At 48.5% G+C, this 15,176-nt stretch carries 11 protein-coding genes and 1 pseudogene; 9 read left to right on the top strand and 3 right to left on the bottom strand.

Annotated features, from left to right (window positions below; translation table 11 throughout):
* Positions 1 to 97: 97 nt before the first annotated feature.
* From E5K03_RS01600 to E5K03_RS01575, 6 genes and pseudogenes are all read left to right on the top strand, one after another.
* A complete protein-coding gene (locus E5K03_RS01600) occupies positions 98 to 1,045 on the top strand; it encodes a hypothetical protein (RefSeq protein WP_138004630.1) in 948 nt (315 codons plus the stop codon).
* Between the two features lie 420 nt (positions 1,046 to 1,465).
* The gene (locus E5K03_RS01595; protein WP_138004629.1) at positions 1,466 to 4,051 is read left to right on the top strand and encodes a PD-(D/E)XK nuclease family protein; all 2,586 of its coding nucleotides are present in this window, start codon (positions 1,466 to 1,468) and stop codon (positions 4,049 to 4,051) included.
* Positions 4,044 to 6,932, top strand: a complete 2,889-nt coding sequence (locus E5K03_RS01590; protein WP_138004628.1) for a UvrD-helicase domain-containing protein — start codon at positions 4,044 to 4,046, stop codon at positions 6,930 to 6,932. The genes E5K03_RS01595 and E5K03_RS01590 overlap by 8 nt, the downstream gene beginning before the upstream one ends.
* 199 nt (positions 6,933 to 7,131) lie before the next feature.
* Positions 7,132 to 7,716 (top strand): DUF7437 domain-containing protein, encoded by a 585-nt coding sequence (locus tag E5K03_RS01585; protein WP_138004627.1) that lies wholly within the window; start codon positions 7,132 to 7,134, stop codon positions 7,714 to 7,716.
* 104 nt (positions 7,717 to 7,820) lie between these two features.
* A pseudogene (locus E5K03_RS17815) lies at positions 7,821 to 8,003 on the top strand (HesB/IscA family protein); the annotation flags it as partial.
* Positions 8,004 to 8,337: 334 nt separating this feature from the next.
* Positions 8,338 to 8,964, top strand: coding sequence for a hypothetical protein (locus E5K03_RS01575; RefSeq protein ID WP_138004626.1), 627 nt, complete (start codon positions 8,338 to 8,340; stop codon positions 8,962 to 8,964).
* A gap of 1,038 nt (positions 8,965 to 10,002) precedes the next feature.
* Here the strand turns inward: E5K03_RS01575 and E5K03_RS01570 are convergent.
* Complete coding sequence (locus tag E5K03_RS01570; RefSeq protein ID WP_138004625.1) at positions 10,003 to 10,638, bottom strand: hypothetical protein; 636 nt, start codon at positions 10,636 to 10,638, stop codon at positions 10,003 to 10,005.
* A gap of 382 nt (positions 10,639 to 11,020) precedes the next feature.
* Between E5K03_RS01570 and E5K03_RS01565 the strand changes: the two genes are divergently transcribed.
* The 3 genes from E5K03_RS01565 (at position 11,021) to E5K03_RS01555 (ending at position 13,861) form a co-directional block, all read left to right on the top strand.
* Positions 11,021 to 11,350, top strand: a complete 330-nt coding sequence (locus E5K03_RS01565) for a hypothetical protein (RefSeq protein ID WP_138004624.1) — start codon at positions 11,021 to 11,023, stop codon at positions 11,348 to 11,350.
* Between the two features lie 309 nt (positions 11,351 to 11,659).
* Entirely contained in the window at positions 11,660 to 12,148 is a 489-nt protein-coding gene (locus E5K03_RS01560) for a hypothetical protein (RefSeq protein ID WP_138004623.1), read from the top strand.
* Between the two features lie 618 nt (positions 12,149 to 12,766).
* Positions 12,767 to 13,861: a type I restriction enzyme HsdR N-terminal domain-containing protein gene (locus tag E5K03_RS01555; RefSeq protein WP_138004622.1), complete on the top strand. Its 1,095-nt coding sequence runs from the start codon at positions 12,767 to 12,769 to the stop codon at positions 13,859 to 13,861.
* A 236-nt stretch (positions 13,862 to 14,097) separates the two neighbouring features.
* Here the strand turns inward: E5K03_RS01555 and E5K03_RS01550 are convergent, their stop codons facing one another.
* A complete protein-coding gene (locus E5K03_RS01550; RefSeq protein ID WP_138004621.1) occupies positions 14,098 to 14,496 on the bottom strand; it encodes a hypothetical protein in 399 nt (132 codons plus the stop codon).
* A 400-nt stretch (positions 14,497 to 14,896) separates the two neighbouring features.
* Positions 14,897 to 15,106, bottom strand: coding sequence for a restriction endonuclease (locus tag E5K03_RS17865; protein WP_138004683.1), 210 nt, complete (start codon positions 15,104 to 15,106; stop codon positions 14,897 to 14,899).
* Between the last annotated feature and the right edge of the window lie 70 nt (positions 15,107 to 15,176).

Below are 15,176 nucleotides of genomic sequence, written 5' to 3'. Positions count from 1 at the left end.
TGGGTAGCCCATGTTCTTTCAGGCACTCATAATTTACCCAGTTTAGCTCATATATATGAATTAACATATTTATTATTCTTGCCACTGAACTAGCGGTATGACTAAAAAAATACGTGCCAAGCGTGATACAGCAGATATTGTGTCTGCATTTGGAAGTGAAGATGAGTTCAATGACTCCCTTGTTAAACACAGTGAGGCGCTTGAGTACGAACTTGGAGTACAGTTTCGTAAAGCAGAGCGTGAAGCAGAAACGGATTGTGGACGGATCGATATTTTAGCAGAACCTTATGGAAGTAGATCAGATCAAATCGTAGTTGAATCGAAGATTGGTGAGCTTGATGACGATCACATTTCTCGTGGTCACAAGTATGCGATTGAACAAGATGCAACAGTCTTAGTTTACATAGCTGACAGATTTTCATCAATAACTCAGAGACAGCTATCTAGAATAGGTGAAAATGATGACCAAATGTTTATTTTTGCACTTTCCCCATCGATTAGTCATTCCAATGATGAGTCTGTAACAATGGGGTTCACGCAAGCTGTTTCTCCAAGCGACTGGGAAGAATATCGAAGTGCTACCTTTCCCAGTGGTCTTAGAATGGATCGAGTAATTATTTTTGATCATCTCTCAGATGAACTTGCTAATCAGGACATAGCTGAACTCGAACGAAACAAACGATCCCCAAGAGAAAGCGGATGTTATGAAACTGAGCCAGATCCTATCGGTGATTTTGATATCTACTACAGTGTGCGACAGCATGTCACAAAAGAGGCAGACAGTGGCGATAATATAGGCAACATCACACTTAATATACGAACTGACAGCCAACGAAAAGGGCAGATACGAGAATTTGTAGACATGAACGAAGAGATGTTAGATGAGTCGTTTAAGAATTGGAATGTTGTATCAAATTGGAATGGAGTTGCAACTGTCGCAATTAATGAGACAATTGAACCATCTGACCACGAACAAGTTGTTGAGTGGTTCGTACAACAGCGGAAGATATTATCAGATATCCAAAACAACTTGATTCTTGAATAACAGCCTCATCGACACTGTAATTTCGACACACGGTAATCAATCGTTGCAAATATCTTGTACGCAACAACGACTGTGCACTCGCCAAACGGCGAGTAGTACGCAATAGTCCGTTGAAAATATCAGCCACTTTGAGGAGGGTATTGAGAGAATCATCGGTTCCCACTCATACGTCAGAAATCAAGTCCAAGCGCAAGATACGTTCCCGACTGACGATCATATCACTGTGAATCTCTTTCCCTCCACGTCAGTGGAATGGAATGAGATGGTTGCTTTCGATATTAATCTCCATGACCTACACTTGGTTGCAAAACTCACCTCTCTGTCTATCAGTGACGAACAAATTATCGACGAATAAAATAGCAGCTGAGATCATGACAAACAAAACCAAGATTTAACGAGGTGGTTGCGCACTGTAGAAGCGTGCCTATTCAGCGCGCTAAACCAGTTCAACAACTCTATGAAGAAGTCTCAGAGTATGAGTTAGTCCTCACCCCAGACGCACCATTGGCAAGCGCAATCAATCGTCGAGTGGATGTGCCACAGTTCGGCACATTTGCGACAACTCCTCGTCGATTTGCGGCAGGCCGTCGAGAACAAGCAGAGGACCGAACCGCGTTTTTAGAAGTTGTGCAGCAAACTGACCACGATTGGAAGTCAGTGAGTTACGCCATCGGGAATATCCTACAGTGCTGGGAGCATCAAGGGACCATTGAGTCAATTCTTGAGTATGATGCGTATGTTGATGAGGTAACCCGAGATGTCGTTGACATCATGGCAGATCTCCGATCGACATCACAATCACTCACTGAGTGTACCATCGATACGGAGTCTGTCGCAGTTGTCGGCGGAGAGCAGTTGACGACATTAGAGCAGAGCGTCCTCCCTGACGAATACGATCAAATTGAGTTATTCACCGCTGAGTCGTTCGCGTACCCCTCGTTCAATATTTTCGACTCATCAGCAGATATTGTGAGTGCGATTCTCGACACCGTCACGCCCGACACTGCAGAGAACGTTGCTATTGTATTGGATGCCAACAGCCGGTACTCCTCGCTTATCGAAGCTGGGTTGGAAGCCGCCGACATCCCGTATTATGGTGGACCAGGATTCATTGACAACCCACACCATCGTGCGTTCCTTAATCTCTGCCGGACTGCGTTCCGCGGCTCGGAAACGACCGTCGGAGATGTGAAGCCAACGCTGACGCAGATGGGTGTGGATGTCCCGATCGATCACGACAACAAGCGACTGTTTGAGGTTGATCTCCCGGCGACGACGTGGGTGACTGAGTTTTGCACGTCATTGTCTGATGTGACATTTTCAGCGGCACTCACCGAATATGCATCTGAGACAGGGGAACCGTTAGACGCATTCCGAGAAGAGCTATCTCGGTTAGGGCTGTTACACAGCCGCGTTCGCCAACACAAAATCAATGAGCTCACGTATTATTTCCAAACCTACGAGGTCCCAGTGGATCGGGAGAATGAGGGTGTCCTCTTGGCTGATGCAAAATCGTCAGGATATGTCGATCGGCCTGTTGTGTTCCATCTTGGGATTGATGAAGCGTGGACACACAGTGCGCCACAGCGACCATGGGTAGATACTGACGCACAGTTTCAGCGATATCTCAACCAGTTTCAGCTGCTTCTGCAAAGCGGTGTTGAGCAATACTATCTCGTGCAGGACACGCAAGGCGGACAGCCAGTCACGCCGTGTCTGTATTTTAACGAGTTACTCGATACGGATTATGAGCGATTTAGTGACTTGAATGCCGTCAGACACCGACGATCGTACGACACAGACTCAACCGGGTTTGAGAAAGAGCCGATCGATGTTGCTCCGGAGTCGGTAGAGGCAATTAGCCAATCAAGCCTCAACAAGTACGTCAATTGTCCCCGGGACTACTTTTTCAGTCGATTAGTCGATAATCCGGACCAAGATTACTTTGTAGAGGGCAACCTGTTTCACGACTTCGCAGAATTTTATGTAAATCACCCGGATGCCGTTGATGCAGCTGTCCTGAACGAGATTATCGAGGTCATGCTCACGGAGGCACGGTCGCTCACGTCCGATACGGACGAGCCGCTACGCCGCCGTACGTACCGCATTGGGCTTGAGACGATTATCGAATACTTGGATGCTCATGGTCCGGCAGCCGATGACTTTCTCACGCCGGCCACTGGGTGGGGTAACAATTACTTCGCAGACTATTTCGATACGCCGGTAGACTCGCCGCTCACTGAGCGGTGGTTTGAGGATACCGCGCTCGGGATGAAAGGCAAGATCGACCTGATCAACAGCCCGAATCAGCTACTAGATTTCAAAAGCAGTCGCAAGAAGTCCAAACGCGATGTGATCAAACAATCAGCCATTGACCCGCCACACGACACACCAAACTATCAGGCGGCAATGTACCTCTGCCATTTCCGGACCGTTCAGCCTGACGAGCGTCTGCAGTTTACGTTCTTCCACTTTCTTGAAACGCTTGATGATGTCATCGCCGGCGACGCCAACCTAGACGATACGCTCACAACAGTGACGTACTATCCGTGGTCGTTCGACGAGCATATTCGTTCACGCACCGCCTACAAGACGCTGCTTGGCGGGTACAACGACTGCGTCGAAACGTTCGAGGACCTAGGATTCGAGGCATACCACGATATCCTGAGTGAACGTTCATTCCCCGACAGCACAGTCAAATCCGAACTCCGCGAATCAGACTTTGCGACATCGTTTACGAGCGCAGTAAAGAAACACACGTCTGCCAGTGTTAATGCTGAAAAAGGCTGTGACCAAGCGATTCGGGCGCTCAACGGTATTCGGAAGGATTCGTTTTTCAAATCCGATTTAGACGCAATCGAAGCATTCGTCGCCGACAGGATTACAGAGCTCAATGAGTACCGTCGCGGCAACGGTCGATTCCCGGTTGACGGGCTGGGGGGCGAGCCAAATTACCGGCGAGTGGATAACCGTGATCTCATTCTTACGGAGGTGAGCAATGACTGAACCGACACCGAATTCACAGCAGCGGCAGCTCATCCACAGTACTGACGGCATATACGTTGTTGATGCGGGTGCAGGCACCGGGAAAACGTTCGCTGTCACTCGTCGCTACGCACGCATTGTTGATCAACCAGGCGTGGAGCCAGAAGACGTTCTGTTAGTGACGTTCACCCGGAGCGCTGCGACCGAAATGAAAGAACGCATTGTTGAGCACTCGACGTACTCCCTCCGCGAATTAACTGAAGGCTCGATACAGACGTTCCATTCTCACTGCTTCGATCTATTACGTGAACACGGGCATCACGCCCCGACACATCTCGGGCTTTCTGAACGCATCACCGACTCAACACGTGTCGTTGAGGACGATCTCCTCGAGAATGAACTCTTTGCGGAGTTCATTGATGGATTCTGTGACGATCACCCTGAGTATGCTGATTTCTTCCGTGTGTTGTCTTCTCCACGCAACCTGCTCAATATCGTCTCAGAACTTGCCTCAAAAGGAATCTTTCCCACATCGACCGGATGGTATCGAAATGGCGAGGACGCGCTTGACGGTGATTTTGACGCGTTCAAGCGGCTCTTCGAGGACAGTAATCAGCCACGAAACGGCGGGAGCAAGCAGTCAAAACTCCGGGGTAAACTCAGTCGATTCGGACGAAACAAGACGTATCTTCCTGATGCCCCAGCTAAATCTGAGATCAGAGGTAGCAGGACAAAACAGGTTCCCGACAGCGTCGCTAGGCGTGTTTTCGAAGAAGATCGAGAGGATCTCAAAGCGTTTATTCACGACATCTACTTCGAATATCTTGACTTCGCACTCAGCCGGAACTACCTCACGTTCGGCTTCTTGCAGCTCTTCGCATTTGTCCTCTTATGTGAAGACGACTCGCTCAGAGACCGCGTTAGTTTCGAGTACGTGATGATCGATGAGTTCCAAGACACGAGTGAGATCCAATTCAAACTCGCGCTCTTGTTCGCCGAAACAGACAATATCTGCGTTGTCGGGGATTGGAAACAAAGTATCTATTCGTTTCAGTACGCTGCTGTCGAGAATATCCGTGAATTCGACAATCGAATCAAGCGGTTTACCGCTGAGCTCAACGCCGATCGGACTCGAATCTCCTTTGACATCGACGACAGTACCAGAATTCCTCTCACCGAAAACTACCGTTCGACACAAACGCTGCTTGACTTTTCCGAAGAAGCACTCGTAACGCCGGGCAGCAAACACGATGATGTCGATCGATCGGTACTCGAAGAGATTGACTCGTTGTCCGCCAATGCTGCGTTTGACAATACGCATATCGAGGGGATAGCCCATGCCGATCAACATGAGGCGGTCCTCTCTACCATCCAAGATATTGTTGGGGCCGAAGCATACGCTGTGGAAGGCGATGACGGCGAGCCACGGCCGCCAGAATATGGAGATATTGCAGTTCTGACCCGAACCCGCGACTTCGGCCGAGAACTGCTGTCGGTGGCAGAGAAGTATGATTTCCCGATGGCGTACGATGGCGGGATTGAACTCTTCAGAACGAACCAGGCAAAGATTCTGCTCGCGTGGCTGCGGATTCTTACGGCTGATGCAGACCGTGGCTGGGCAGTCGTACTCGAACACGCAGGATACACACTTGATGAGGTTGATCACATCCTCGACACTGGTGCGTATCCCGACAATATGATCGCGTTCAGGGACGACCTCCGTGAGCGAGAATCCGTTGGTGCTGTCGCCCGGGCAGTTTTCGATCGATACGGATACACCGGCGAACACGCGGATGTCATCCTCCACACGATACAGTCCGTCCACAATGGGTCAACACAGACGCTCGGGGACTTGATTCGGTATATCGAACGCGGGATCGAACAGGGAAGTACGCACGACATATATACCAGTGCTGGTGTGAATTCGGTCACAGTTCAGACGATTCACTCTGCAAAAGGGCTTGAATACCCGATCGTTGTGCTCGCTAACATGAATGCCGGGAAATTCCCTCCACGTGGAGGTCGATCGGGCGTTATTCAATTCACCGAACCGCTCGGCATCCGCCAGCGAAAAACGTACGCCTCGGTTGCAGATCATCCCCACGTCTACGACAACTGGCGGCACGACATTAGCCGTCATTGTCTGTCTCGTGACTACGATGAAGAACGACGACTGCTCTACGTCGCTATCACTCGTGCTGAAAATCACGTTATTTTTGCGGGCGGCGAGGAGCCAAACACGTTCTTTGAGGAACTGCCATTCACACCTCGTCCCACGGACACCACGATTGACGCCGCTGACCAGCCAACGACAACGCAGGCGCAACTCCCGTTCTCTATCGTGCCATCAGATGGTCCGATCGGCCATACGCCACACACGCTGATGGATAGTGATGTGTTTGCAACAGAGGAGATCCACATGGAGTCAGTAGAGTTCCGGGGTCAAGAGTTCGGATCACGGGTCCACGACTTCGCCGAGGCCTACGCACTCGGGGAAGATGTCTCTCCAACGACTAGCGATGCTGACGACGAACAACACGTCAAAGCGTTCATTGACTCCCTCCCCGGCGATCTACACGTCGAAGAACGAGCAGTGCTCCCGCTTGCGGTGGATGGCGAGCAAGTGACTGTCTCTGGGATCGTCGATCTTGTCCACGAGACTCCAACTCGCGTTGAAATCATTGACTACAAAACCGATCAGACACGACGCGCGGAAAAAGAATACTGCAAACAGCTCAGTGTGTACTACCACGTCCTCACGGACTGTTTTCCCGAGAAGGAGGTCACTGCCAGTATCTTCTATACGGCGACCAATGAACGACAGCACATTGATCCACTCTCACTGGGCCAATTGCGTGACATCATTCGCACAGTCGAAGCAGGCAATGACGAAGACGAATAGTTGTACGCAAAGTTCCACGGCAGGCACGCTATGTAGGAAGTAGCCGCTTCTTGACCAGTATCACTATATCCCAACTGACGCCAAGCTGTAGAGACATCGCATCGAGTACGATTCTGGTACCAATGGGCTACATTACTCGCATCTTATCGCGTGTCCATCTCCCCAAGCGTTATTACATAATACACGAATTATAAATTACATGTCGAAGGCTGCTGGCGATCCCGAGCGAGCGGTTAATGGCCTGCTGTCGGTCGCACAGTTGTTAGAGGAGCCACGGCTGGCGCGACTCTACACGTTCGTTCTCCGCGAGGGCGAAGTTACCATCGACAATATCGTTGCAGAATTGGAGATGCCGCGAACCACGGCGTACTCTGATGCGGGTACGCTCGTTGAACTCGGGGTACTGATTCGAGACGAAGAACAAAAGACCCACACGTACTCGGCAGTTCCAATCACGCTCACCGCGAATCTCGACGGAGACAAGTACACGATTACTCCAACGCTCATCGAAACATACGGTCGATCACCCCGAGATCAGGACCTTGACCTCCTGATCGAGCGGTATGGACTCGGAAAGCTCGCCGCAGCGATCGCGTATGCGCTCCCGTACGCAGAGGGTGAGATGTCAGAACGGGTCGCAGCCCGTGAGCTTGATCTCCAATACTCGTTCACAATTGCTGTGTTGCAGGCCTTGCGAGATGTCGTCGTTGATATGAGGACAGTCGATCCGTACTTCGACGAAATCCGGAACGCTCGTGAGCAGCCACCAATCGTCGAGGAGTGAGTGCGAGGGAGATGAGCGAGCCGTTCGATCCGTTGCACAAGTAGGTAGCATGGGTCGCCGATACAGGCCTCTTCATTGCATGTGGTCGCCAGCAGAATCACAACCCCGAGGAAGACGATTCCCTCACCGAACATCACGGCCTGCGCACCTTCATCGATCTAGCGAGATAAGACTATATCGGCGGCAGCACACTCAACTACGAAAACGGTCTTCAGGCCGTTGGGTCCAACGTTGATAACCCCAACGTCGTCTCCGAGTGTGGCTGCGGTGAGTCTTTCCGAACGTAGCGTTAGCACAGAGCACTAACGAGAGGAACAGACCGGCCACGGTCGTTACACAACTCTTCTGAGAGACGGGAGGTTTCAAGACGGACGATCCTTATTCTCATGCCAGCATGAACGCCACGCCACCCGCGCCGGTTGCTCGCCCCCGGTCGAGCGGCGTGGCATCTTACACTCTCAGAGGTGGCGTATGATCGAGCGCCGGACCTCAGAGGCAATGGGGATGCTCTTGACCCACGGCGTCGGTGATGCGGACCCCGACGAAGAGTAACCAGCACTACCCCTCCCGCGGCCATCCTGTCAGCAGTTTTATATAGTATCTAATATATGATATACACAGATGGATGAAGAAGAATATCGTGACTATCTCGAGAGTCAGGGCATGTACACGAACGCCCAGAAGCCGGCGGAAAATACGGATGATATGACAGAAGAGTCTCTAGAATCTACCGATCAGGACGAAGAAGTAGAAGACAGATCACTCCTGCGCACTTGTCTAGATCTCATCAGCTTTGGGGTCTTCATAATTGTCGGTCTGTCAGTCACGATTGGCCCACTCGTCATATTGCAGATTCCTAAGATGATGGGTCCGGACCCCGGTGGCCTCTGGACTGATTTCCAGATACTGTACATTTTGGTTTTCGGGGGCTTCATCATCTCAATGATTATAATCGATATGGATATCCCCCTCCTGTCGCCGCTAATGATGATTCCTGCGATAATAGGGGTCGCAGGGTGGCTTATCTCACTCCCGATATCGCTGTACTTCGCAGGAGATCTTGCTAAGATCTTCTTCCCGCAGTACGCGACCATCATCCACGGCCTACAGATAGTGTTCGTACTCCTGATCCTTGCACTGTTGTTCGGCGATTCCGACACCGCCAATCAGAACTCGGGAGGCGGGGGCGGCGGCTCTCGGAGATGGGACTACTCAAGAACCGCAGCTTGGTGGTTCTTCTACAAGTAGGCCACCGGAACCACATCAGACTTTGCGGAATCCATTTGCCGCAGCGCCGTGTACTACTCTCTATGACGTTCCAGCCAGAGTCCGTCTCTGACCCTGGCGAGATCGAAACCCGTGTACAAGAGGGCATCGCTCAGAATGATGTCGTCCTCTTGATGAACGGCAACCGGCTGATGCCCCAGTGCGACTACTCGAAACGCGCTATCGAGCATATTAGCCAACACGTCAACGGACACAGTCTACACTTGGTGTCAGGAAGATATCCTTCCACAGATCATCGTCGGCGCACTCATCGGTGAGTACCAACTTGCGTCCTCAATCGAGGAATACTCGCGGTATTTCAGCAGATCATTCGAACGCCTGGCGCTCGACTGCTTCCCAACCACGTCATCATTCGCACACTGGGCAACTACAGACACACTCGACATCACGCTCGGAGCGGTACGTGACACGATCTCGCCGATCGTTGACCAACTCGATCGATATGAGTATGCCACATATCTCCCATTCGAGTTCCGCGACACGACCAAAGTAGATGATGCCACACTACGGTTCCTCGGCCGGACGCTCGCAGAGGCTAACGAGATAGCCACCTACGAAACGATCAGTGATCACCATTACAAATTACTCCAATACGCAGGGGGTGCCACATCCCGCTAATCAACAGAGCGAATTCCTGAGCTCCCGCTCATCTCATTTCATTTGTATATGAAAAAATCAGCCGCGACCGTCTGTCTCCTGTACGATGAGCTGTTCAGGTTCTTTTTCGATTTTTAAAGCCTTGTTGAAACCCTCAATCGATGATAAGTTTCAACAGCCTTGCTGAATACACACCGCATATCTCGCATCAGAGTAGTCAAAAATGCTCTTGTGAAGCTAATTGTTAGTGACGACCCGTGTATTCGGCTGATAGAACTCCTCGCTGGACCAGCCTCGCACCCACCTTGGAGATCACGGTCGCTTGGTTAAATCACAGCAAAGTTACCGAACCGCTCTCCACCAACAGTGCTCTCTATAGGAGCGTCAAGAAATCATTTGATTTTAATCAACCAGATGCTGTTCAATTTCAGATTTAGCCTTTTTTTGTGCGGTATCTAGCTCCTTGAGTTTGTTTCTGATTCTCTCATGTAGTCGACCATAATTCTCAGGAAGATCATCTGAGGTCTCGTATGAGCTACATATATTATCGACCGATTTTTGTGCTGTATAAAAACCAATAATCTTATCTATCTCAGTTTCCGTCAATAAATGCATCCGTGTAGCATTCTGTAGGTACAGTCTGTCGTTTCTCCACGATTCTACGGTAATGAGCTCCTGCAACGACCAATCCATAGCGTCGTCGTAGTTACTGTCCGACATGATCTCGTTTCGTAATGCCCTTCTCAGACCCTTCGCTGCCTCTTCTCGTTGATTCTTCCGCTGTTGCCGGTCTTTCTGATGCTCGTTAGCAATCCGATTGCTAATTGAAGCATACGATAATGTCACACCTACCAATACTATTGTCGCAGAAGCAGTTACAAATGAAGAATAGTGACTAGTCGCTGCAGAATTCCCATTCCGCATATTTTGTAAAGTGAGTATCACACCGATTATTACCAGAAGCAAACCCCCACTGGTTAGACCTACAGATAGAGCATTAGTTACTCGGGAATTGAGGGCTGCGTCACTTATTGACATACATGAGAATTGCTCAACGATATTTATAGAACTTGCTACAATCATAAGATGTATTATGATATACTCTTGTGAAGCAGATTGTTGGTGACGGCCCATACATTGAGTTGGGCCGATAGAATTCCTCGCTGGACTAGACTCGCACCCCTCTTGTAGACCACGGTCGCCTGGTGAAATCACCAAATCGCTCTCCACAAACAATATTCCCTGCAAGATCGTAGGGTGAGAATGGGTCAAAATTGACCAGCATGGCTCACGCAATTAACGGTGTTTCAACCAATTCATTTTGGATAGAGACGACTCGAACTTGCTGAATTCACGCTCTGTATCTCGCACGCCGACCCTATCAATTCTTTAGGGCTTCAACAGGGCCCCACTATTTGCAATGGTATCAACAGAAACACATGGTATCACAATTCCCAAAGGCGGTCCGGACAACGTGCGCGATTATTCGTTTCTCCGAGCGGAAAACGACTGGGTGCTCGGATGTCACGGATATGCTGGGGATCCTCTGGTTGCTCTCGACGCTCTTGAGGATTGGCTCATCGACGAGCTCAACTTACCAGATGAGATCATCGATATCCCCAACAGCGAACAAAAATACGAGGAGGATATGGTCCATTCACGGATTGGATCGCAAATCCGGAGTGCGCTGGTTGCCCGGATTTTTATCCGATATCCGCGATCCTGTGGCAAGAGCGGAATGGAAAAGTGACGCAGAGGAATGGGTCGTATCGCTGAACGATCCATCTGCTCTCACCGTAAAGAAGCAAATATAATTTTCAATCTTCCATATCGAACGTTTCTTTCTGTAATTAATTCCAATCACCTAACCAATGAAATAATATTTTTACAAATGATCTTTTGAAAAATCATTTTCTACGATCGCAATACAGTCCTGCTATTAGTCTGATCGACGTGCTGTTGCTTGAATTTTTTAGAAAGTATTGGAGCTCCACTCCCTCAATATTATTTAGTAGGGCTAACCTTTTAAACTAAATATCTCATACTTTGGTTTGTAGAGATGTCTACTAATAGCACCAACGATGGAGACCAAATCAAGTTTAATCAGTTCAAAAACAAAATTCAGCAACTTGGAATGGAGGAACTCAAGCAACTCCAAACTAAGATTGCTGAAGAACTTGAACAACGTGACAGCAAGACTGATCTTGAGGATGCTGAGAGCCTCCCTCTTGTGAACCGTCGATGGGTTAAATGGAGTGAACTTTCTGCACATCCAAATCTAAAGGCTGTCAGGCCATGGATCCTGCATGTTACTGACACCCATGATAAATATAGCGTAGATGGAGAATGGCTTAAAAAACAGAGGATAGATGAAACGTATCATATGGACGTATCTGGCTTGGAAAGTGGAGATATCATCAAAGTCAGTGGAGCTAGTCACAACAATCGGCATCACAGGTACTATCGTGTGCTCACAACAACTGATGATCGACTTTATTACGAGAAAGAAAGTTTAAAAGAATCTGAAGTTATCGAGGAGGTCGGATAACAGTCAGACGCTAAACTCATACTCAATATGCGTATTTATAGGGGTTATCGTAGAACCTCATACTGTATGCTGAAAGGAAGTCATATAGCCGATTATACTCAACTTTTGGAGAATATATAAAACCTCATGACCCATCTCACTCTATTAGCACACTGGGATTTCTCTGATTGCTTGTCGAAAGAGTAAATATAATACGTTGAAATGAGCGATCGACTGTTGCTGAACTTATAATCACATCTTGTACGCCGCTACGGACATGTTGCGTAGAAGTTAGTAGTCGAAATCGGTATGTGATACTCATGTATTGGCCGGAGCCAGGTCATAAATATCATCTGATAAATATTTCAACAAAGCCAACGAACGCTAAACGCTTAGTCGATAGTACGAAACACAACGCTGTTGCGTCTCGTCTGCCGTTGGTCCGTCCGGCTACTCCCACGTTCCATACTTTGTCAGTTCGTCGGGTTTTTTACCCGGCATTGCTCTTTGACACAGGTACAGACCTGCCTGAGTTGCCTGTATTTTCACACAATAGCCACAGAAGACCGAATCTGATCCGATTTTGCACGATGAGCCGGATACCTTTATAACAGTAGACTGAACATTCTATAATCAATCATGGAACAGGCGGTGAGAGGGTTTGTTGAGGAAGCTGAATCTATCTTAGAAGCGTCACCGCAAATGGATGAAGAGAAGACGAAGTTACGTCTCATCTTGCCCTTTATTGAGCTTCTTGGATGGGATACTCGCTCAACAGAAGTTGAGCCAGAATATACGGTTCGGATGGCGACTGGTAAGACAAAGGTAGATTTCGCTCTACTGATAGGAGATACGCCAGTTGTTTTTATTGAAGCCAAGCCCGCCCGTTCAGGGCTCGATGAGGATAGTGTCGCACAACTTCGGAGCTATATGCGTCAGAAGTTGGAAGTTGATTGGGGTGTCGTGACCAATGGCAAATCGTTTGAGGTGTTAACTAAGGGAACTGACGGCAGACAAGAAGAGATCTCGCTCATTCAGTTTCAGTTGGATGACCTGAAAGAGCGTCCCGAGTTGGTGGAAATTCTCTCTAAAAATTCGATTCAGTCCGGTAAGTCTGATGAGATCGCTACTCAGATCGCACAGGCAGGCGAAGCGATCCTCCATCTTCGAGAAAATAAGCAACAGGTGGCGAATGAACTCAACAAAGTACTGTTGGATGAAATTGGTGCGTCCGTCCCATTGGATACTGAAGCGCAAGCCACAGAGTTTGTTGACGAGCTAATTTCCGTTCTTGAGGAACAGCGAAGAGCAATTGGCACTACAACATCGCCGAGTGAAGCAAATGACGTACCCACGCCAGAAATTAGGAGTAGTGACGATATAACCGGTGAGTACAGTATCAAAATAACAGACGGAGATACTATTATTGCTAACTTTGCGGATGACAATCAAAGCAATGTGATGGCGGAAGCGACAGAGTACATGATTGTGAACTACAATTTGATCTCTGAGGTTGGGCCACTACCCTATGTCCCCGGTCAAAAGAATGCGATTCTCAACGACCAGCCTGTCCATCCCGGCGGTGATCGGGAGATGAGAACGTATCGTGAATTGAACTCCGGATACTACCTCTATACAAGTCTAAATCAAGATTCAAAAAAGCGTCACGTACAGCGGTTTGCCGAAATGTGTAGTCTTGGCGTTGAGTTTGAAGGCGGTTGGGAGTCCCATTAGAACAAATTGAATCGGCTCCTTGAAATCCTATCTTTCAGCTATCACAGAAGGAAACAGCCAGTCGTTGAAGCTTGCTTAGTGACGCGAATATTTTGGGACAAAGTATCTTCGACCTTTACCACGATTTGGTCATCTCTGAGCTTGAATATCGCCATTTGTGTTCGATTAAGCCTGACAGCTGAATTGCTCGAATTTTGTATCTAGTTGACTATATTCCTACAGTTGATGATACGGTGTCATATCCCGGGAGAAAAAGTCAACAAAATTATTATTAATATTAAGAGTGGTACTATGATCACCCAGAAGAAGAATGGTAGCTTTTCATGATCAAGTAGAGACTCCATCAAAGTCTTAGAAGGTAATTCAAACTCGGAAGCATTTTTATGTAATAGATCCCCATTTTCGCCGTTATAATCAAAAATATTCTCTGAACAGTTCTCACATATTGCTGATATTTCTGAACACCTAGTTACATTTTTATTAACTGGTAACCTGACAGATTGTTTTGTTTCTCTTGAAATTCCTAGTCCGATAGATACCATTTCCTTCTCGTCATATTTTTGTTCGCAGTTGGGACAGACGTACCTGTCGACCGTTTCGGTCGTAACACGCGTTTCAGTTGTTCTGTCAACCATAATTTAGATATTGAGGCACATTCTAATGATATTTTGGCTGTTGTATTACGGGAGGTAGCTCTTAGTGACGCAGATGAGAGAGTTCGCCCTTCGAAGGGAGTGTTGCGCGTGTAGGTGAAGACATACCGGCAGTTGGAAACCAGATCCGGGGGACTGCGGTCCTCGGGCAGGATGGTGGTTTCGCCACACTTCGGACAAAGAGCCTGCTCCCACGCTTGTTTACAGCGCCGCTCGATGATGAAATGGAGCGGCCTTAGGCGCAACACTATTGACCCAAGATCAACAATATTTCGTAGCATCTCGCCGAAGGCTGACTGTTCGTACATAGCGACTAGCGTACGGCGGGATGCCGTAATTTTCAGGGTGTTGTTTTACTCAATTCGGTAAGAGCCTAGAAAATTTATAATGGTGGCGGAACTTCAGCATCCGTGAGCCGATGAATTAGATCTGATCCATCAACCAATAATATCTCAGAGCCAAAGTCGCGGGCATAATCTTTCGCAGTCTTAGCAAACGATGAACTTGTTACAACAACGATTTGATCTGCTGTTCCCATCGCCAAGGTACTTGCAAGCTTCTGAAGTGGCGTACTTCCAAGCGAAGTGTGAATCTGGAGACCCTATTTGTGAAATTTTACTGAGGGGTACTGGCTGTAGAAGAACTTGACCGAACTATAGCGA

It is taken from the genome of Halalkalirubrum salinum (assembly GCF_005543295.1).
In the GTDB taxonomy this organism is placed as follows: Archaea; Halobacteriota; Halobacteria; order Halobacteriales; family Haloferacaceae; genus Halalkalirubrum; species Halalkalirubrum salinum.
The sequence above is the reverse complement of the archived record's forward strand: the minus strand, read 5'-3'. Positions and strand labels throughout refer to the sequence as shown.

Excerpts from the sequence above, each read along its gene's own strand:
- E5K03_RS01590 (WP_138004628.1), top strand. The coding sequence starts at position 4,044 with ATGACTGAACCGACACCGAATTCACAGCAGCGGCAGCTCATCCACAGT.
- E5K03_RS01600 (WP_138004630.1), top strand. The coding sequence starts at position 98 with ATGACTAAAAAAATACGTGCCAAGCGTGATACAGCAGATATTGTGTCT.
- E5K03_RS01585 (WP_138004627.1), top strand. The coding sequence starts at position 7,132 with ATGTCGAAGGCTGCTGGCGATCCCGAGCGAGCGGTTAATGGCCTGCTG.
- E5K03_RS01565 (WP_138004624.1), top strand. The coding sequence starts at position 11,021 with ATGGTATCAACAGAAACACATGGTATCACAATTCCCAAAGGCGGTCCG.
- E5K03_RS01575 (WP_138004626.1), top strand. The coding sequence starts at position 8,338 with ATGGATGAAGAAGAATATCGTGACTATCTCGAGAGTCAGGGCATGTAC.
- E5K03_RS01550 (WP_138004621.1), bottom strand. The coding sequence starts at position 14,496 with ATGGTTGACAGAACAACTGAAACGCGTGTTACGACCGAAACGGTCGAC.
- E5K03_RS01555 (WP_138004622.1), top strand. The coding sequence starts at position 12,767 with ATGGAACAGGCGGTGAGAGGGTTTGTTGAGGAAGCTGAATCTATCTTA.
- E5K03_RS01570 (WP_138004625.1), bottom strand. The coding sequence starts at position 10,638 with ATGTCAATAAGTGACGCAGCCCTCAATTCCCGAGTAACTAATGCTCTA.
- E5K03_RS01560 (WP_138004623.1), top strand. The coding sequence starts at position 11,660 with ATGTCTACTAATAGCACCAACGATGGAGACCAAATCAAGTTTAATCAG.